At 61.3% G+C, this 18,466-nt stretch carries 19 protein-coding genes; 11 read left to right on the forward strand and 8 right to left on the reverse strand.

Annotated features, from left to right (window positions below; translation table 11 throughout):
* The first annotated feature begins 34 nt into the window (after positions 1–34).
* From lspA to QP904_RS07870, 5 genes are read left to right on the forward strand one after another with little or no spacing between them, the layout of a single operon-like run.
* On the forward strand, positions 35–526 hold the full coding sequence (gene lspA / locus QP904_RS07850) for a signal peptidase II (protein WP_034655419.1): 492 nt from the start codon (positions 35–37) through the stop codon (positions 524–526).
* On the forward strand, positions 519–1,445 hold the full coding sequence (locus QP904_RS07855) for an RluA family pseudouridine synthase (protein WP_284835849.1): 927 nt from the start codon (positions 519–521) through the stop codon (positions 1,443–1,445). The genes lspA and QP904_RS07855 overlap by 8 nt, the downstream gene beginning before the upstream one ends.
* Positions 1,442–1,978, forward strand: coding sequence for a hypothetical protein (locus QP904_RS07860; protein WP_259825139.1), 537 nt, complete (start codon positions 1,442–1,444; stop codon positions 1,976–1,978). The genes QP904_RS07855 and QP904_RS07860 overlap by 4 nt, the downstream gene beginning before the upstream one ends.
* Positions 1,979–2,038: 60 nt before the next feature.
* Positions 2,039–3,061 (forward strand): HNH endonuclease signature motif containing protein, encoded by a 1,023-nt coding sequence (locus QP904_RS07865; protein WP_200288884.1) that lies wholly within the window; start codon positions 2,039–2,041, stop codon positions 3,059–3,061.
* Between the two features lie 13 nt (positions 3,062–3,074).
* The gene (locus QP904_RS07870) at positions 3,075–3,344 is read left to right on the forward strand and encodes a hypothetical protein (protein WP_023021226.1); all 270 of its coding nucleotides are present in this window, start codon (positions 3,075–3,077) and stop codon (positions 3,342–3,344) included.
* Here QP904_RS07870 and rarD read toward each other — a convergent pair.
* Complete coding sequence (gene rarD, locus QP904_RS07875) at positions 3,331–4,200, reverse strand: EamA family transporter RarD (protein ID WP_259825141.1); 870 nt, start codon at positions 4,198–4,200, stop codon at positions 3,331–3,333. The genes QP904_RS07870 and rarD overlap by 14 nt on opposite strands.
* 27 nt (positions 4,201–4,227) lie before the next feature.
* On the opposite strand from rarD, the gene dnaE reads away from it, so the two are divergent.
* Together dnaE and QP904_RS07885 are read left to right on the forward strand one after the other, a co-directional pair.
* A complete protein-coding gene (gene dnaE / locus QP904_RS07880) occupies positions 4,228–7,800 on the forward strand; it encodes a DNA polymerase III subunit alpha (RefSeq protein ID WP_049361254.1) in 3,573 nt (1,190 codons plus the stop codon).
* A gap of 72 nt (positions 7,801–7,872) precedes the next feature.
* Positions 7,873–9,063 (forward strand): cobalamin-independent methionine synthase II family protein, encoded by a 1,191-nt coding sequence (locus tag QP904_RS07885; protein ID WP_200288885.1) that lies wholly within the window; start codon positions 7,873–7,875, stop codon positions 9,061–9,063.
* 49 nt (positions 9,064–9,112) lie between these two features.
* Here the strand turns inward: QP904_RS07885 and QP904_RS07890 are convergent, their stop codons facing one another.
* The gene (locus tag QP904_RS07890) at positions 9,113–9,391 is read right to left on the reverse strand and encodes a hypothetical protein (RefSeq protein ID WP_259825142.1); all 279 of its coding nucleotides are present in this window, start codon (positions 9,389–9,391) and stop codon (positions 9,113–9,115) included.
* A gap of 114 nt (positions 9,392–9,505) precedes the next feature.
* Positions 9,506–9,910, reverse strand: a complete 405-nt coding sequence (locus QP904_RS07895) for a hypothetical protein (RefSeq protein WP_023021231.1) — start codon at positions 9,908–9,910, stop codon at positions 9,506–9,508.
* Positions 9,911–10,008: 98 nt separating this feature from the next.
* On the opposite strand from QP904_RS07895, the gene ilvA reads away from it, so the two are divergent.
* Genes ilvA through hslR form a run of 4 tightly spaced genes read left to right on the forward strand, consistent with a single transcriptional unit; the run spans position 10,009 to position 12,550 of the window.
* Positions 10,009–11,277 carry a threonine ammonia-lyase IlvA gene (gene ilvA, locus QP904_RS07900; protein WP_023021232.1) on the forward strand — a complete coding sequence of 423 codons (1,269 nt, stop codon included), beginning with the start codon at positions 10,009–10,011 and terminating at the stop codon, positions 11,275–11,277.
* On the forward strand, positions 11,277–11,915 hold the full coding sequence (locus tag QP904_RS07905) for a YigZ family protein (protein ID WP_023021233.1): 639 nt from the start codon (positions 11,277–11,279) through the stop codon (positions 11,913–11,915). Before ilvA ends, QP904_RS07905 begins: the two co-directional genes overlap by 1 nt.
* 2 nt (positions 11,916–11,917) lie before the next feature.
* Complete coding sequence (locus QP904_RS07910; RefSeq protein WP_023021234.1) at positions 11,918–12,160, forward strand: hypothetical protein; 243 nt, start codon at positions 11,918–11,920, stop codon at positions 12,158–12,160.
* Entirely contained in the window at positions 12,161–12,550 is a 390-nt protein-coding gene (hslR, locus tag QP904_RS07915) for an Hsp15 family ribosome-associated heat shock protein (protein ID WP_023021235.1), read from the forward strand. It abuts the gene before it with no gap.
* Between the two features lie 10 nt (positions 12,551–12,560).
* Here hslR and QP904_RS07920 read toward each other — a convergent pair whose 3' ends face one another.
* The 5 genes from QP904_RS07920 to QP904_RS07940 form a co-directional block, all read right to left on the reverse strand.
* Positions 12,561–13,559, reverse strand: coding sequence for a GTP pyrophosphokinase (locus QP904_RS07920; RefSeq protein WP_023027873.1), 999 nt, complete (start codon positions 13,557–13,559; stop codon positions 12,561–12,563).
* A 10-nt stretch (positions 13,560–13,569) separates the two neighbouring features.
* Positions 13,570–14,187 (reverse strand): hypothetical protein, encoded by a 618-nt coding sequence (locus QP904_RS07925; RefSeq protein WP_023021237.1) that lies wholly within the window; start codon positions 14,185–14,187, stop codon positions 13,570–13,572.
* A gap of 76 nt (positions 14,188–14,263) precedes the next feature.
* Complete coding sequence (locus QP904_RS07930; RefSeq protein ID WP_023021238.1) at positions 14,264–15,595, reverse strand: exonuclease domain-containing protein; 1,332 nt, start codon at positions 15,593–15,595, stop codon at positions 14,264–14,266.
* A 13-nt stretch (positions 15,596–15,608) separates the two neighbouring features.
* Positions 15,609–17,807, reverse strand: coding sequence for a glycogen debranching protein GlgX (gene glgX / locus QP904_RS07935; RefSeq protein WP_232212598.1), 2,199 nt, complete (start codon positions 17,805–17,807; stop codon positions 15,609–15,611).
* Positions 17,808–17,828: 21 nt separating this feature from the next.
* Positions 17,829–18,368 (reverse strand): TetR family transcriptional regulator, encoded by a 540-nt coding sequence (locus tag QP904_RS07940; RefSeq protein WP_023021240.1) that lies wholly within the window; start codon positions 18,366–18,368, stop codon positions 17,829–17,831.
* Positions 18,369–18,466 lie beyond the last annotated feature (98 nt).

Consider the following 18,466-nt stretch of genomic DNA (forward strand, 5'->3'; position numbering starts at 1 on the left):
AAAATACCGGACGCTCCCGTTTAGAATAGACCGGGTGAGTCAAAAACGAAGGAGCAAGACAGGACTTATCGCCGCAGTAGTCATTGCCGTGGCGCTGGTGGATCAAGCCGTGAAGCAGGTAATGCTCTCCATCCTTAACGAGGGCGAACCCCTGCCGGTGATTGGGGACTGGTTCCGTTTTACGCTGCTTTTTAATCCTGGCGCCGCCTTTTCCATGGGCGGGGAGGGATCTACGTGGCTGTTTACTACCATCCAATTGGTCTTTGTGCTCGGCGTGGCCGTAGCCGCCCCGCGCATTACCCACTCCGGTCAGGCAGTAGGCCTAGCGCTCATTGCTGGCGGTGCGCTGGGTAATTTTGCCGACCGCATCTTCCGCGCCCCCGGCTTCTGGTTCGGGCATGTGGTGGACTATATTTCGGTTGGCTCTTTCGCCGTATTCAATATCGCAGATGCGGCTATCACCTGCGGAGTGGTGCTTTTCATTATCACCATGGTGCTGGAGGAAAGGAAGGCCGAGCATGAATAGGCAGATGCGCAGCTTCCCCATCCCCGAAGGGCTAGAAGGCATGCGTGCCGACGCCGCCCTGGCCAAGCTCCTTGGCCTCTCCCGCAGCGCCACCGCGCAGCTATGTGCCGAAGGCAGCGTCACCATCGATTCCCAAGAATTGGGCAAATCCGAGCGTTTGACCTCCGGCAACGTGGTTTCCGTGCTTTTACCGGAGCCAGAAAAGCCGCTGTTGCCGCGCGAAGAGCTCGTGGAAGGCATGGACGTGCTCTACAGCGATGCCGATATCATCTGCGTGCATAAGCCGGTGGGCGTGGCCGCGCACCCCAGCGTGGGTTGGGACGGGCCGACGGTGATCGGCGGGCTGCGCGCGGCCGGCTATACCGTGGCTTCGTCCGGGCCGACCGAGCGCCAGGGAATCGTGCACCGCCTCGATGTGGGTACATCTGGCGTGATGGTCGTGGCTTCCTCGGAGCGCGCCTACTCTGCGCTCAAGCATGCCTTTAAGAATCGGAGCGTGAAAAAGACTTACCACGCTGTGGTCCAAGGCCTGCCAGATCCCATTGAGGGCACCGTCGATGCGCCCATCGGCCGCCACCCCAAGTCGGGCTGGAAATTCGCCGTGCTTGACGACGGCAAAGCGGCCGTCACCCATTACAGCCTCATCGAGGCCTTTCGTGAGGCCAGCCTCATCGAGGTGCACCTAGAGACCGGCCGTACCCACCAAATCCGCGTCCACATGTCTGCCACCGGCCACCCGTGCGTGGGCGATCCCATGTACGGCTCCGATCCGAACCTGGCCAAGCGCCTTGGACTCGAGCGGCAGTGGCTCCACGCGGTAAAACTCGGCTTTACCCACCCCGGCACCAGCAAATGGTTTGAGATTCAGGCACCGTATCCAGCCGATCTTGACCATGCCTTGGAGGTGCTGCGGGGATGAGGGAGGTCTACCGGCGGCGTCGGCTAGCGGCGTTGGCGGTGCTCGCGGTGCTTTTTCTGGCGGCGCTGGCTCTCTGCGGCGCGTTGGGGACCCAGGCTACCTCGCAGGTGCAAGGAGACCAGCTGGGCCCCGATGGGGAATCGCGCGCGGAGTATATTGCGCGCGTGGCGGGCAGCGACATTCCCAATGAGCCTGCCTACGCCCTGGTTACCTTTGACGAGGAACTACCGCCCGTAGCCGCCGCGGCCGCCGTTGCAGCGGCCCCGCGCATGGATGCCATCCTCATTGGCTCCACCGCCCCCATCGACGTCCCCGAACCGAGAGCTGGTGAGGACCGTGCCGGCGTCATCCAGCGCGCCTTCGACCGCATCGATGCTTCCTATGGGCAGCGGCCCAGCGCGGTTAGCGCAGTTGTGGTGTGGGGATCGGGCGCTCAGCTTGCCGACGTCGCCTCCACCCCCTCCGTTGCCGCCGTCGAACCCGCGCCTGCCGACGCCGCCTGGGGCAGCTTCGCCATCCGCCCTCCCAGCTAATTTCGCCTTCTGTGCTCCCGCAGCGCGCAGTGCCCCCGCAGCGCTTTTAGCATCAGGGGCATGGAACATATTCGGGCCTATATCGCGGCACTGAACTCGGCAATGGATATCCTCGCCGAGGCCGCCTCCGTTTCTGCTGCCGACCTTGCCGCCGCCGGCATGCCCGATGCCGCAGCGGACTCTATTGCGCAGCTCGCGCAGGTCTACTTCGGCCCCACCAGCTTTCGCCGCCGCCAACGGCGCGCGGTGGATGGGGCGCGTCTTAACAGGCATTCACTGCCGACGCTGGAGGTCATCGAAAAGCATGCGCGTCGCGCGCCCACCCAAGCTCGCGCCTGGGCCCTGCGCGCCGAGCTCACCCACCTTGCCTGCGATACGCGGGAGATGGAAAGGCGTGCCCGCACCAAGCTGCGCAGGATGCGCGCGCCACGCGAGCACAAGCCTGGCGTGCGGCTGCGGCGCCGCGCCGCCGGAAAGCCGTGGACGCTTTCTATCACCGGTCCTTCCGCGCTCATTGCGGAACTTCACCAGCATGCCGGCTCGCTTGCCGACGTCGCCTCCCTCTTCCGCACCGGTGCCTCTACCACTACCGTGCGCACTAATGTTGTGGTGCCACTAGATAAATTGGTCGGCGTGGCCCATGGCAGTGATGATGTGGTGCTGACTATGACCAACGGCGCGCAGATAACCGGTGCCGAATTGGCCCAGCGCGCGCTGGCAGAGGAGGGGTTTGTCACCCTGCTGCATCCCGTGGAAGGTCCGGTGAATCTGTACCGCATGCGCCGCGGGGCGACCTGGAAGCAGTTTATGATGGCTGCGGCGGAAAACCCCACCTGCCCGGTTAAGGGCTGCCACAAGCCTGCCGATGAGTGCCAAGTCCACCACATATTCAGCTGGGCCGGCGGCGGGTGGACGAACGCGAAGAACCTCACCACCGCCTGCGCTTATCACAATGGCCGCAATGACGATCATCGCACCGGCCCGCCGCGCAACGGCCGCTTCGAGCGCACGGCCCGCGGCGTGCGCTGGGTCAACCCCTGGGAAGAGCCCCCGCCGGATCTGGTTGACACTAGCCCTACCTAGGTAGGCTAGACCTATGTTCTCGCAGCAGCCTTTTTCGCAGTGGATGCCCAACTACAAGTTTGCTTATATCGCCGCCTGGGTTGCGGCGGTGGTCTCCGGCATCGCACTGCTTATTGGCCTCGTTTCCGGCGGCACCCCGATGACGCTGGTGTTTTCGGGGATCGTGTGTGCCTATGGCATCTTCCTTATCGCAGTGATGCCCCGCTGGGCACTAAAAGCGGAGGAAGAGCAGGCCGCCCGACGCCGTGCTCGCGCTGCCCGCGAGGAACTCAAGCGCTCCTAGCCATGCGCACTAGGTCGACCACGTAGATTGCTACGGCTAAGCCGATGATGCCGAAACCGATCCACCGGTGGGTCGAAAAGTGCTCGTGGGTGACGAAAAGCGCCCATAGCATTTGCATGATGGGGGTGAGGTATTGGAGCATGCCGATCGTCGATAAGCGTAGCGTCCGCGCGCCCTCTGCAAAGCAAAGAAGCGGCAGTGCGGTGATTAAGCCGGCGCTCACCAAAAGCAGCGCGTGGCCGGTTCCTTCGCTAGCGAAGGTGCCCTGGCCGCTACTTTCTAGCCACAGGATGTAGCCCACCGCTAGTGGTGACATCACGAGCGCCTCCGCTGCCACCGAGACGGCCGAGGATACCCGCACCTGCTTTTTGAGCAGCCCATAAATCCCGAAGCTGAAGGCCAATAACAGCGAAATATAGGGCGCCTGGCCGGTAAAGAACGTCAAATACAGCACCGCGATGGCCGCAACGCCCACCGCGCCGGCCTGCCACGGCCGCAGCCGCTCTTTCAAAAACACCATGCCGAGGGCAACTGATACGAGGGGATTGATGAAGTACCCCAGCGCTGCATCGGCTACGTGGTTGCTATTAATCGCTACCACGTAGGTGCCCCAATTGGCCGTGATAAATACTCCCGCGGCCGCGAGCCAGCCCCACGTGCGCTTGTCCATGCGCACTAACTCACGCCATCGGCCGGCGAGGCACAAAAATCCCGTGACCAACACCGCGGTCCACAGCACGCGGTGGGCCAGGATTTCTAAAGGCGATGCCGGCAACAAGAGAGGGAAGAACGCGGGGAAAAATCCCCACATGATGTAGGCGGCCAGCGTGTAGAGCATCACAAAATAATAGCCCATTTTGACCGCCCCGCTATGATGAGCCGCATGGCCAAAAACTCCTCCTTCGTCCACCTGCACAACCACACCGAGTTTTCCATGCTGGACGGCATGGCCAAGGTCGATATGCTGGCAGACGAGGTGGTCCGCCAGAAAATGCCGGCCGTAGGCATGACCGACCACGGCAATATGTACGGCTCCGATGCCTTCTACCGCCGCATGACCGGCGCCGGTATCAAGCCCATTATCGGCATCGAGGCGTATATGGCACCGGAGTCTCGCTTCAATAAAAAGCGCGTGCTGTGGGGCACACCGGACCAAAAGCGCGACGATGTTTCCGCTTCCGGCGCCTACCTCCACCAGACAATGATTGCGGAAAACGCCACCGGCCTGCGCAACCTTTTTACCCTGTCCTCGTTGGCCTCCTATGAGGGCCAGCTGGGCAAGTGGCCGCGCATGGATGCTGAGCTCATCGCGGAGCATGCTGACGGCATCATTGCCACCACCGGCTGTCCTTCGGGCGACGTCCAGACCCGACTGCGCCTAGGCCAGTTCAATGAGGCGCTTGAGGCTGCGGCCATGTGGCAAGACATCTACGGCAAAGATAACTTCTTTTTGGAGTTGATGGACCATGGTCTGGACATCGAAAAGCGCACGCGCGATGGCCTATTAGAGATCGGCCGCAAGCTGGACCTGCCGCCGCTGGTGACCAACGACTGCCACTACGTTTTGGAATCCCAGGCGCCGGCGCACGAGGCGATGTTGTGCGTGCAGACCGGCAAGACCTTTATGGACCCTGATCGCTTCAAGTTCGGCGGCACCGGCTACTACATTAAATCGGCCGCGCAGATGCGCGAGACCTGGGACGATATGATTCCAGATGGCTGCGATAACACGCTGTGGATTGCCGAGCGTGTACAAGACTATGGCGAGATTTGGGAAGAACACACCCACGATCGCATGCCTATTGCCGACGTCCCCGAGGGCCACACCCCAACTTCCTGGCTCACCCACGAGGTTATGGAGGGCCTGCAAGCTCGCTTCCCCGGTCAGGATGTTCCGGAGGAGTACATCGAGCGCGCGAAGTATGAGATTTCCGTTATTGAGATGAAGGGATACCCGTCCTACTTCCTTATCGTGGCCGAGCTCATCAAGCACGCGCGCTCGGTGGGCATTCGTGTGGGGCCAGGCCGTGGTTCGGCGGCCGGCGCGCTTGTCGCTTACGCGCTGACCATTACCAATATCGACCCCCTGGAACATGATCTCCTCTTCGAGCGATTCTTGAATCCCGAGCGCCCGTCCGCCCCCGATATCGATATCGACTTCGATGACCGCCGCCGCGGCGAAATGATCACCTACGCGGCCGAGCGCTGGGGCGAGGACAAGGTGGCGCAGGTGATTACCTTCGGCACGGTGAAGACGAAGCAGGCCATTAAAGACTCCGCCAAGGTGCACTTTGGCCAGCCTGGCTTCCAGATGGCCGACCGCATCAACGCGGCGTTGCCACCTGCGATCATGGCCAAAGATATTCCGCTTAAGGGCATCACGGACCCGGATCACGAGCGTTATTCTGAGGCCACCGAGGTTCGCCAGATGGTGGAATCCGACCCGGATGTGAAAAAGATTTATGACACGGCTAGGGGCTTGGAAGGCGTCGTCAGGCAGGCGGGCGTGCACGCCTGTGCGGTGATTATGGCCTCGGTCCGCCTCATGGACCACATCCCCATGTGGAAGCGCCCAGCCGACGGCGCCTACATTACTGGTTGGGACTACCCGGCGTGTGAGGCCATCGGCCTGCTGAAGATGGACTTCCTGGGCCTGCGTAACCTCACCGTTATCGGCGATGCCATCGAAAACATCAAGCGCAACCGCGGCGAAGAAATCCACCTGGAGCAGCTGCATGCCGACGACCCCAAAGTCTCCAAGGTCTATGACCTGCTCTCACGCGGCGATACGCTGGGCGTCTTCCAGCTCGACTCCGGCGGTATGCAAGAGCTGCTCAAACGCATGAAGCCAACCGGCTTTAAAGATATTGTCGCCTCCCTTGCGCTATACCGCCCCGGCCCGATGGGCGTCAACGCCCACTGGGACTATGCGGACCGCAAGAACGGCCGGAAGGAAATCACCCCGATTCACCCGGAGCTGGAAGAGCCCCTGAAGGAAATCCTGGATGAGACCTACGGCCTCATCGTCTACCAGGAGCAGATCATGCGTATCTCGCAAAAAGTGGCCAACTACACGGCCGGCGAGGCAGATGGCTTCCGTAAGGCGATGGGTAAGAAAAAACCCGAAGTGTTGGCCCAGCAGTACGACAAGTTCTGGGGCGGCATGCAAGAAAACGGCTATTCAAAGTCCGCCATGGACGCGCTTTGGGGCACCATCGAGCCCTTCGCGTCCTACGCGTTTAATAAGTCCCACGCCGCGGGCTATGGCCTGGTGTCTTTCTGGACGGCCTACCTCAAGGCCTACTACGCACCGGAATACATGGCCGCGCTGTTGACCTCGGTGGGCGATAAGAAAGACAAGTCTGCCATCTACCTTTCGGACTGCCGCCACCTGGGCATTAAGGTGCTCCCGCCTTCCGTCAACGAATCCGAAGAAGACTTCCAGGCGGTGGGAGAGGATATCCGCTTCGGCATGGGCGCTATCCGCAACGTCGGCTCGGAAGTGGTGGAATCCATCATTAAGTCGCGCCACGACAAGGGCGCGTTTACCTCGTTTGGTGACTACCTGGACAAGATCGAGCTGACCGCTTGCACCAAGCGCGTAACAGAAGCGCTCATCAAGGCCGGTGCCTTCGATGACTTGAACCACCCGCGCAAGGGTCTCATGCTCATTCATGAAGACGCGGTGGATGCGGTGCAAACCACCAAGAAGGCCGCTGATAAGGGCCAGTTCGATCTTTTCGCCGGAATCGGCGGAGGAGAAGATAACGAGGTCGCCAATGCCTTTGCCATGGATATCCCAGAAGATGAGTGGGACCGAAAGCACGAGCTTGCCCTCGAACGCGAGATGCTTGGCTTGTACGTGTCCGGCCACCCCCTCGATGGCTTCGAAGAGGCGCTGGCCGCGCAAACGGATACCCCGCTGACTAAGATCCTTAACGATGAGGTGCGCAACGGCCAAGAGCTCATCATCGGTGGCATCATCTCGGGCGTGGACCGCCGCTTCTCCAAGCGCGATGGCTCCCCATGGGCCATTGTCACGGTGGAAGACCACAACGGCGCACAGGTGGAAATCTTGGTATTCAACAAGGTCTACTCTCTCGTCGCCCCACAGATTGTGGAGGACAACATCATCTTGGCGCGCGTGAACGTCAAGATTCGCGATGAGCGGCGTTCCCTGTTCTGCTCCGATATTCGCGTCCCAGACCTCGGCCCGGGCGGGGGTGCGGGCCTGCCGCTGCGCCTGACTATGCGCACGGACCAGTGCACCATGGAAAATATTGCCCGGCTCAAGCAGGTTCTGCTCAAAAACCAGGGCGAGTCGGACGTGTATCTCGAGCTTGTCGACGGCTCCGAGTCCACCACCATGATCCTCGGCGACCACCTGCGCGTGGAACGCTCCGGCAACCTCATGGGCGATCTCAAAGCCACCATGGGCGCGGGCATCTTAGGCTGAATCTAATTTCGGTGGCCGGCGACCCCCTCCACTAATATAGACAGCACAGTCTATTTTGATGGAGGAAACCTGATGGTTTGTAAGATTCGCACTACCCATGTCGGCTCGCTGCCGCGCACCCCGGAGCTCCTGGAGGCCAACCTGAAGCGCGGGGAGCTGCCGGCCGCGGAGTTCCAGGGGATTTTGGAGGCTGCGGTGGCGGACGTCGTCAAGCGGCAGCTTGATCTGGGCCTCGATATCATTAACGAGGGCGAATACGGCCATATCACCTCGGGCGCTGTGGACTATGGCGCATGGTGGAATTACTCATTTAGCCGCCTGGGCGGGCTGACGATGACGGATACCGACCGCTGGGAATCGGCTGAGGTAGTGCGCTCGAAACCGGGGGAGCCGCGGCTGACGTCGTTTATTGACCGCCGCGACCGCGCGCTGTTCTCCGAGGCCTACAACGACCCGGATTCTGGCATCTTCACCGGCCGAGCCAAGGTGGCAAACCCAGAATTTACCGGCCCGGTAACCTACATCGGACAAGATGAGGTCGCCGCCGATGTCCGCCTGCTTGCCGACGCCCTACCTTCCGGCACCCCAGGCTTCATCGCCGCCCTTTCCCCCGGTTCGGCTGCGCGCCTTAACAATCGTTACTACGACGATGAGCACCAGCTGCTTGCCGACGTCGGCCGTGCCATGCGCACTGAATACCAAGCCATCACCGATGCCGGGCTCACTGTGCAATTCGATGCACCCGACCTGGCCGAGGCCTGGGACCAAATCAACCCGGAGCCAACCGTAGAGGACTTCCGTGGCTTCATTCGTGAGCGCATCGATGTCCTTAATGATTCCATCGCCGGCCTGCCCAAGGAACAAACGCGCCTGCACATCTGCTGGGGCTCCTGGCACGGCCCGCACGTAACCGACGTCCCATTTGCAGATATCATCGAGGAAATTTTGCGGGCCGAGGTCGGCGGATTCTCTTTCGAAGCCGCGTCACCGCGTCACGCGCACGAATGGCGCGTGTGGCAGGACCACGCGCTGCCGGAAGGCACCGTGATTTACCCAGGCGTGGTTTCGCACTCCACCAACGCGGTAGAGCATCCGCGCCTCGTGGCAGATCGCATCATCCAATTCGCCGAGGTAGTAGGCCCTGAAAATGTTATCGCGTCGACCGATTGCGGTTTGGGCGGTCGCCTGCACCCCCAGATTGCGTGGGCGAAGCTGCAATCTTTGGTAGAAGGCGCTGACATCGCTACCCGCGAACTGTTTTAAAAACGCCGAAAGCCGCTCCGAAACTTCGGAGCGGCTTAATCTGTGGCGTTTAGAAGCGCACGCCCAGCTGCTTGAGGGCGTTCTTCATCGGCTCCAGCACAGCCGGGTTTACCGTGGCAACCATGTTGAAGGCCTGCAGCAGCGCAGCCACGAGGCTGGCGGCCACGGTCACCCAGCTCATGACCTCGAGGAACTTTTCGGGGGTGGAAGAGCCCCAAATAGGCAGACGCTCAAGTGCCTCGATCTGGTGCTGCTCCGCCTCCTTGGCTACGCAGTCCGGCTCTTTGGGCATTTCGGAAGAACCGTAGCCATTGGCAAGGCCCTGCATAAGCTCCTGCGGGGTGCGGGCGGAGGAACCGAGCTCGCCGCTCTCGATCTTCTTGACGTGCTCTTCCTTGGCCTTGTCGACCTCGGCCTGGCACTCAGCCGAGATTTGCTTTGGCTACTCTTCTGTGGCAGAAGCTGTAGCTGGTGCGACGAGGCCTGCTGCCACGGCGGTGGCGGCCAGGCCAACGGGGCGCGCGGACACAGAGTTAATCTCCCTGTTACCACCGGCGGAGATGGCGCCGATCTTGTGCGGGTGGGAGGGATCGGAACCATCTAAGATATCGACCTCGCCGGAGCGCGCATTGACGGTGAGGATGCGCTGGGACGCGGCGTGATAAGCGACGATTTCGGCGGCCGATTTGCCCAGCACACCCGATTCATGAGAACCGATGGGGTTAAGCTGCAGCGCAGCGGTGGGCGCGGAATGCTCCAACACGTTATCCACGACGTGGGCATGCGCGGCAGGGGAGCAGGCGAGGACGAGCGAGGAGGTAACGCAGAGAGAGATGCGTTTGAGCATAGATTTCCTTTCTTGTGGTTATGTCCACTATTGCCTACGTAGGTAACGGTGCAACTAAAGGCCAGTGAATTTCCAGTGAATGGGTAGACTGTCAAGACATGACTGATTCGACCATCCATGCATCCGATATCCAGCAGGCGCAGGCACGGATTAGCTCGGAAATCGCCCCGACTCCGCTGCAGTATTGCGCCCGGCTTTCGGCCGAGACGGGCTGCGAGGTCTACCTCAAGCGGGAGGATCTGCAGGACGTGCGCTCCTATAAGATTCGTGGCGCGTTAAACGGGATGTCGAATCTGCCGCAAGAGCAGCGGCACCGGGGAATTGTTACGGCCTCGGCCGGCAATCATGCGCAGGGCGTGGCTTATGCCTGCCGCACAATGGGAATCGCCGGCAAGATTTTTGTGCCAGAGCCCACGCCAATGCAAAAGCGCGACCGCATCCTGGTTCACGGCGGCGACCAAGTAGAACTGGTGGTAGTTGGTTCCAACTTCGATGAGGCAGCCGCAGCCGCGCATGCCGACGCCGCCGAGCGCGACGCCGCCTTCATCGAGCCCTTCGACGCCCGCGATACCATCACCGGGCAGGGCACCGTAGCCGCAGAGGTTCTCGCGCAGCTTTCGGCCAAGGGCAAGTCGCCCGATGCCGTTGTCGTTCCCGTAGGAGGCGGTGGCCTGATTTCTGGCATCACCTCCTATCTGGCGGATATGGCACCGGATACTCGGGTGGTGGGCATGGAGCCGGAAGGGGCGGCGTCGCTAAGAGCGGCATTTGACCACGGGGGCCCAGTCACGCTGGATGCGGTCGACCCCTTCGTTGATGGCGCGGCCGTAAAGCGCTTGGGCGCGCTGCCCTATGAGATTTTGGACGCCAATCGCGAGCGCCTGAGCTTTGACACCGTGTCCGAAGGCGCGGTGTGCACGGACTTGCTCAACCTGTATCAAAATGAGGGCATCATTGCCGAGCCGGCCGGTGCATTGTCGGTGGCGGGCCTGCATCAGCTGGACCTGAAACCGGGCTCGACGGTGGTATGCGTGATTTCAGGCGGCAATAATGACGTGCTGCGCTATGCAGAAATCATGGAGCGCTCCCTAGTTCACCGGGGCCTCAAGCACTACTTCCTGGTGAACTTCCCGCAGGAGCCCGGGCAGCTGCGCCACTTTTTGCACGAGATTTTGGGTCCGACCGATGACATCACACTCTTTGAGTATCTCAAGCGCAATAACCGGGAAACTGGTGCTGCGTTGGTAGGCTTGCAGCTTAGCCGCGCCGAGGACCTCGACGGCTTGCTGCAACGCATGGGTGAATCCAAGATTTCGGTGCAGTACCTCAAGCCCGGCACCCCCGAGTATGAATTCCTCGTAGCCTAATGCAAAATTCTTATCGTCGCCCCGTAGGCCAGGTTGAACACGACATTGAAATCAAGCGTTCCCGATTTATTACTTTGATCGGTCGCGTCACCAATGAGGAAGAGGCCCGCGCGTTTATCGACGCCGCCCGCACCCGCTTTCCCGACGCCCGTCACCATTGCTCCGCCTACGTCTATCACGTCGACGGCGCAAACCCGGTGGAGCGCTCCTCCGATGATGGCGAGCCCTCCGGCACTGCCGGAAAACCCATGCTGGATGTGGTCAAAGGCTCCGGCATGCTCGATGTCTGCGCAGTGGTAGTGCGCTACTTTGGTGGCATCAAGTTAGGCGCCGGCGGCCTCGTGCATGCCTATGGTGGCGCGGTGAGTGAGGCCATGGAAAAGGTGCGTGCGGTAACCCGGGCGCGCCGGGAGCTTTATGCCGTGGAGTGCCCACATGCAACTGCCGGGCGGGTGGAGGCGGACCTGCGCGGGCGCGGCTATGAGATAACCGATACCGCCTACGCGGCCGCAGTAACCTTTACCGTGGCCGTGCGCCCAGGTGGGCTGGAAGAGCTGGAAGCAACGCTGGCAGCGATCTCGCAGGGCCAGCTCGCGGCGGCAGAAGCTGGCAGCGCGTGGGTTGAGGTAAGATCCTGAACATGAGTATGCAGCAGCGACCGAATAACCCCATTGCGCAGCGCAAGCAGCAGGTGCGCAAGCACTCCCGCAACGCCGTTGTGTGCGTGGTTGCCGGCCTCGGCGTGGGCGCAGTGCTGGGCGTGCTATCTGCGGCAAGTTTCTGGGCCTGGATGTTGGTGGGTGCCATCGTCGCCGTAGTCGGTGGCGGCTATAACTGGCTGAAGATCCAGAAAATCGTCAACGAGAACCACAACCAGTATTAGATGCCGGCACCGCAACCTAGCGGCCGCCCCGTCCGGATTGATGCCTGGGTGTGGGCCGTGCGCATGTTTAAGACCCGTTCGGCGGCCGCGACGGCCGTGCGCGCCGGGCATGTCAAGATAAATGGCGAGGCTGTCAAGCCCTCCCAGCAGGTGGTGCCGGGCGACCGTGTGCGCGTGTGGCGCAATCACCACGAGCATGACCTTGAGGTCTTAGCGACTGTGGCCAAGCGCGTGGGCGCACCCGTGGCGCGTACGTGCTACACGGACCATGCGCCGCCGCCTCCACCCAAGGAGTTTATGCCGTCGGTACCCGTGCGCCCACGCGGGGCGGGCCGACCGACGAAGAAGGAACGACGCGATATGGAGAAATTCCGCGGCGGTTTCCGATAATCAGCCGAAACTAGTGGGCAGCGCGCAAGGCCTTCAGGCGCGCAGTAAGCCGACGCTTGCGGCCCGGGCGGTCGCCGGATTCGGCGGTGGCCTCGATATGCTGCTTGCCAAATTTGTTGAGCAGCAAGTCGTCGATAAGCCGCACCTGGCCGGGACGAAAGCGGTAGCGCATGGCGTCGTGGACGTGGGCAATGGCAGTATCGTCAAGCAGCTGCTCGAGCTGGCTCAAGTGGCGCACGCCGTTTTGCTCCAATAACTCCGCCAAGAATCGGTAGTGCTCCGAGCGCGAGAGCGGGAAACGGTTGCCCAGGATAATGGCCAGCACGCCCGGTAGGGTCTCGGCGGTAAGCTCGACGTCCCGATCGGTTTCCGTACCTGGGGCCTTGAGTGCAGCAATCTCGTCGAATTGCTGGTCCGCAAGCTCGATAAGCCCCGCGGCCAAGGTAAAGAGGCGGTCCACTTCAGGTGAGGGTGGGTTGGGCCCTTGCTTGTAGCGGATATCGTGTTCAAACTCCGCCCATGCGTGCTGCAGAACGGTGCGAATCTGCACCTCAAAGGTCCAACCTACGTAGTTCGCGAGCTCTTCCATTGCGGCAGCGCTATCTTCGGTCACGGTGAGCACGAGGTGGTGGGAGCCGTAGCCAAAGCCGCCGGAAATGCGGGTCTCGGCTGCTTTATCAACGGAACGCTCGACTTTAAACGATTCACCAAAAACGCTCAGCGCTTCTGGAATCGCGGTGGAGTGAAACAGCGTGACCCGCACCCCCATCACATCGTGGATCTCCTGCCACGGCTGGGGGTAGACAAAATCGCCGTTCTCGCGGCGCTTTTTGGCCTTTGCCTTAAGCGAGGGCCAAGTCTTGACGCGGGTAGAAACGCGGTCGAAGATGATGCCGGCGTCATTGAGGAGATCCTCGATGGCGGTGCGGAAGTCCCCCGCAGCGGTGGGGTGGTTGCGCGCCCAGTCGTGGTACTGGTTGCTTAGCCGCGACATCCTACTTTCCGGCATGGTGCTCCTTTCATAACTCCCGCGGGAATCCGTTAGACCATACTAGCGGGCGCGGGTGGAGCACGGTGCGATGGTAGGGCACGCGCGCGACGGCATCGGCAGCCAGCTGGCAGGCATAGGTGTCCGGCAGGCGGGCAAAAACGAAGAGGGTGGCGGAGTCTGGGACAAGGTAGGTCAGCGAGTGCGAACGCAGGAGGCGGCGCATGTGCTTGTCCAGCACAGTAAATGTTTCTGGGTGAGCGATCCAGGAGGAAATCGGTGCGCCGTGGGAGCGAACCTGTAGGCCCCCGAGGTGGGAGGCGGAAGGGAGCTCGCAGGCAGCCGGACGAGTCCAGAAACGCAGTCCCTGCGAATCGAGGGCGGCGCGTTGCAGGTTATGTGAGGCGTGGTTCCACGCCCGGCGCGTGGAAATGTCCATGTCTGCCAAGCCGCGGTGGCTTAGTCGGCGAAAGCTACGCTTGCCTGGAAAGACAAGCGCCATGGACAGGCTGGGGGAGAGCTGGATGGTGGCAAGGGAATCGCAAAAGCCGTCGTCGGAAAGCCGCTGTTCTTTCAGCCAGGAACGGGCAAAGAGGGCAGGCAGCAGGTTTGCGGTGGTAGGACGCGGCGAACGCAGGGCGACGGTCACGACGGGGCTCTCCAGTGGGGTAGGGTGCAGTCGCCTTTATTGGACTGGAGAAACCGCCGTTTGGTTCCCGGGAAAATTAAAAGGGCGGCTCGGCGTCGAGTTGGAGTTCGGCAAAGAGCTTATCGGCCGGCCAGATGTCGATTTTTTGGCCCTTGGCCTGCAGTTCCTCCGCACGTTTTTCCTTGGAGGTTTTCTTGGCCCATTCGCCCACGATAAGCAGCGTGGTCTTTTTGGTGACGTTTTTGGCTACCTGGCCGCCGCGCTCGGCGATGCCCTGCCACAGCACCCCCTTGTCATAGGGCTCGAAATCACCGGTGAGGGTGACATGCTTGCCATAAAGTGCGCCTTCCGGATCAGCGTCTGGATTGGGCTCGGGGATAGTATCCGGCGTGGCGACAGACTGCCAGGGGGCGGGGCCACCGGACTTCTTTTTTGCCGAGCCGGCCGCACGGGTTTGGTCGCGGAAGTCGGTGCCTGCGCCGAGGTCGGCGCCGGAGGTCGGGGCCGTGTGGGCGCGCAGGACGGGAAGGACGGCCGTGGACTCGAGGCGGCCAAGGGTGAACTCGCGGGCGGTGAATAGATCGCGGATGCTGCCGGTGTGTCCGAAGCGCTCTGCCAAGCGGGCGATGATTTCGCCGGCTGCGCGGGCATCTTCGGTGGCGTCGTGGTGGCTAAAATCCGGAGCGGAAAGGTGGGCTGCGACGGTGGGCAGCTTGTGATTGCGCACCGAAATTACCTTGGCTTTAGAGGCGTCGCGGGCTAGCGCGAGGGAGCATGCCAGCGGCACCGTGGGTACCTCGGCGCCGGCGGCAAGCAGGCCGGAGCGCAGTGCGGTGGAATCGAATTGGGCGTTGTGCGCGACAAGTACGTCGCCGCCGAGGAAGTCGAAGAGCTCCTTGGCGACGTCGGCAAAAGCTGGCGCCCCTTCCACATCGCTCGCGGTTATGCCGTGGATGGAGACGTTGATATCCGCAAAGTGCTCTAGGCCCGGCGGAGGGGTGCACAGCCAGGAACGGGAGTCGGTCTCTTGGCCATCGCGGAAGCGAACCGCGCCGATTTGGCAGATAGAGCCCCAGTTATCATTGGCCGTTTCTACATCCACGGCGGTGAAATCGAGCCCCGGGATGGTGGCGGTGGCGGAGGGGGCCTCGCCGCGCTGGGCGGCGGCGATGGCGCGGGCGACGGCCTGCGGGTCTTGGTGCGGGGCGAAAGCGATGGAACCGGCGGCGCCAAGGTCGAGGGCGCCAAAGCCGGTGGCGGTCGGTTCATTCACGCGCACAGTGTCGATGGAATCGAGCGGGATATCCTGCGTGGCGGGGGCGCCAAGGCTGGTGGCCAGCAGCGTGCGGTGGAGCACGAGTTTATCCGCTGTGACATCGATGAGTACGCCGTGCGCGGGAAATGACACGAGGGGCCTTTCTCTAGGAGTCAAAAACGGGCGGCTCAACCTGACGCAAGATCAGCGTTGAACGCGGTTGCACCGTGATCGTACCCTCTGCCTCAATGAGGGTTTCCTCCGCGGGGTAGCCGCCGGAATCGGCGGTATCGACCATCAGCCGCCAGGTGGCGCCGAGATCCTTGGTAGGCAGGGTGAACTCGATTTCGCCGTCGTGGGAGTTGAATATCATGATGAAGGAATCATCGGTGATACGTTCGCCGCGGGAGGTGGTCTCCGTGATGGCATTGCCATTGAGGTAGACCATAAGAGCGCGGCCGAAATCGTGGTCCCAGTCGTCTTGGGTCATCAGGCGACCAGAGGGGACCAGCCAGGCGATATCGCGTTCTTTTACATCCGCGCCTAGCGGGCCACCGGCCAAGAAGCGTTTGCGGCGGAATACGGGGTGGTGGTTGCGAATGGCCAGCACGCGCTTGGTAAATCCCAGCATGGCGGCGGACTTTTCTTCTTTCAGCATGGACCAGTCCATCCATGCCAGCTCGTTGTCCTGGCAGTAGACGTTATTATTTCCGTCTTGGGTGCGGCCGAACTCATCGCCGTGCGAGAGCATCGGAGTGCCTTGGGAGAGTAGGAGAGTGGTCAGGAAGTTGCGCACCTGGCGGCGGCGCAGCTTGCGGATTTCTTCGTTATCGGTGGGGCCTTCTTCACCGCAGTTCCAGGAGCGGTTGAAGGACTCGCCGTCGCGATTGTCCTCGCCATTGGCCTCGTTGTGCTTGTCGTTATAGGACACGAGGTCGCGCAGGGTGAAGCCATCGTGGGCGGTGATGAAGTTGATAGAAGCGGTGGGGCGGCGGTCATTATCGGCATAAAGATCCGAAGACCCGGTCAGACGGGAAGCGAATTCACCCAGGGTAGCGGGCTCACCGCGCCAGAAATCGCGCACGGTATCGCGGTACTTGCCGTTCCATTCACTCCAGATAGGTGGGAAGTTGCCTACCTGGTAGCCATCGTGGCCAATGTCCCAGGGTTCGGCGATGAGCTTGACCTGGCTGACAATGGGGTCTTGTTGGACAAGGTCGAAGAAGGTAGCGAGCTTATCGACGTCGTCAAGCTCCCGTGCCAAAGTCGCCGCCAGGTCGAAGCGGAAGCCATCGACTCGCATCTCCGTAACCCAGTAGCGCAGGGAATCCATAATCAGCTGCAGCGAGTGTGGGTTGCGGACATTGAGGGAATTGCCGGTGCCGGTGTAGTCCATGTAGTGGGCTTCATCGCCTTCGACGAGGCGATAGTAAGCGCCATTGTCAATGCCGCGGAAGGCAATGGTGGGCCCCATGTGGTTGCCTTCGGCGGTGTGGTTATAAACCACGTCGAGGATTACCTCGATGCCTGCCTCGTGGAAGGCACGGACCATGGTCTTGAATTCGGAGACCACCTCGCCTGGCTTTTTGGCATAGGCGTAGTCATGGTGCGGGGCGAAAAAGCCGAAGGTGTTATAGCCCCAGTAGTTGCGCAGGCCCAAGTTGCGCAGCCGATCGTCTTGCAAGAATTGGTGGACGGGCATGAGCTCGACGGTGGTGACGCCGAGCTCCTTGAAGTAGTCAATGATGGCGGGGTGCGCCATGCCGGCGTAGGTACCGCGCAGTTCTTCCGGCACGTCTGGGTGGGTCATAGTCATGCCCTTGACGTGGGTTTCGTAAATGACCTTCTCGTTGTCTGGAATGTGCGGGCGATGGTCGCTGCGCCAGTCAAAGAAAGGGTTGATGACCACGGAGAGCATGGTGTGGCCCAGCGAATCTTCTTCGTTGCGGCCGGTGCCAGGTTCTTCGGCGTGGATGTCATAGGAATATAGGGAGGCATCGCCGTCGAATTCGCCGTCGAAGGCGCGGGCATATGGATCTACGAGGAGCTTGGAAGGATCGCAGCGCAGGCCGTTTTCAGGTTCATAGGGGCCATAAACGCGGTAGCCATAGCGCTGGCCAGGGGTGACATTGGGGAGGTAGACATGCCACACATGGGCGGTGACCTCTGACATTTCTATGCGCTCTTCACTGCCTTCTTTGTCGATGAGGCAGAGCTCGACCTTGTCTGCAACCTCAGAAAATAGGGCAAAATTGGTGCCGGATCCGTCAAAGGTGGATCCCAGTGGGGTAGGTTTGCCAGGCCAGATTTGGCGGCCGTAGCGCTCGGTGGGCGTGGGGACTGCGTCCATGGCGGGAGTGTTCATGCCCACGAGCATAACCACTTTTTAGTCTCCAGTGCCGTGCGTAAGCCCAGCGTGAATAATGCGAATGCCGCGATGGAGGTCGTCGCGATAATTAGAGCCAGGAGCCTCGCCGGTGGTTTCTGCAAGCTGGCGTTGGGACTGTTCCATCAAGGTGGCACCGAGTACGAGGTGAATGGCCGATAGGGCGGCGGCGCGGTGGGTACTGTCGGCTTCATAGGCACCACGCGCTGCGGCAGAGCAAAAGACGGATAAGAGGTAGTCCCAGGCGGGGGCCTGAGGCAGGGAGAGACCGGCAATGACTACCTCAGCGCCGTCGCGGTGGGCAAGTAGCGCATCGCGCAGGCTGAGGCTGAGCTCCTCGAGCGACTCCCCAGAAACGGGGGAGATAATGTACTCAGCCAAAGCCGCAATGAGCGCCTGTTTATTGGCAATGTGCCAGTAAAGCGCGCCGGGGGCAACGCCGAGGGAGGATGCAACGCGGCGCATGGTGACGTCGCCCAGCCCATAGGTATCAAGCAAGGAAATAGCGGCGTCGATAATACTCTCGCGATTGATATGCACCTTGGTGATTGTACGGACTAGGACTAGCGGGCCGGTAGCTCACAGGTTCCTTTAATGGAGTATCAATGTCATTTCCATCGTGGTGTTGTTAGTATTGC

It is taken from the genome of Corynebacterium nasorum (assembly GCF_030229765.1).
Taxonomy (GTDB): domain Bacteria; phylum Actinomycetota; class Actinomycetes; order Mycobacteriales; family Mycobacteriaceae; genus Corynebacterium; species Corynebacterium kefirresidentii.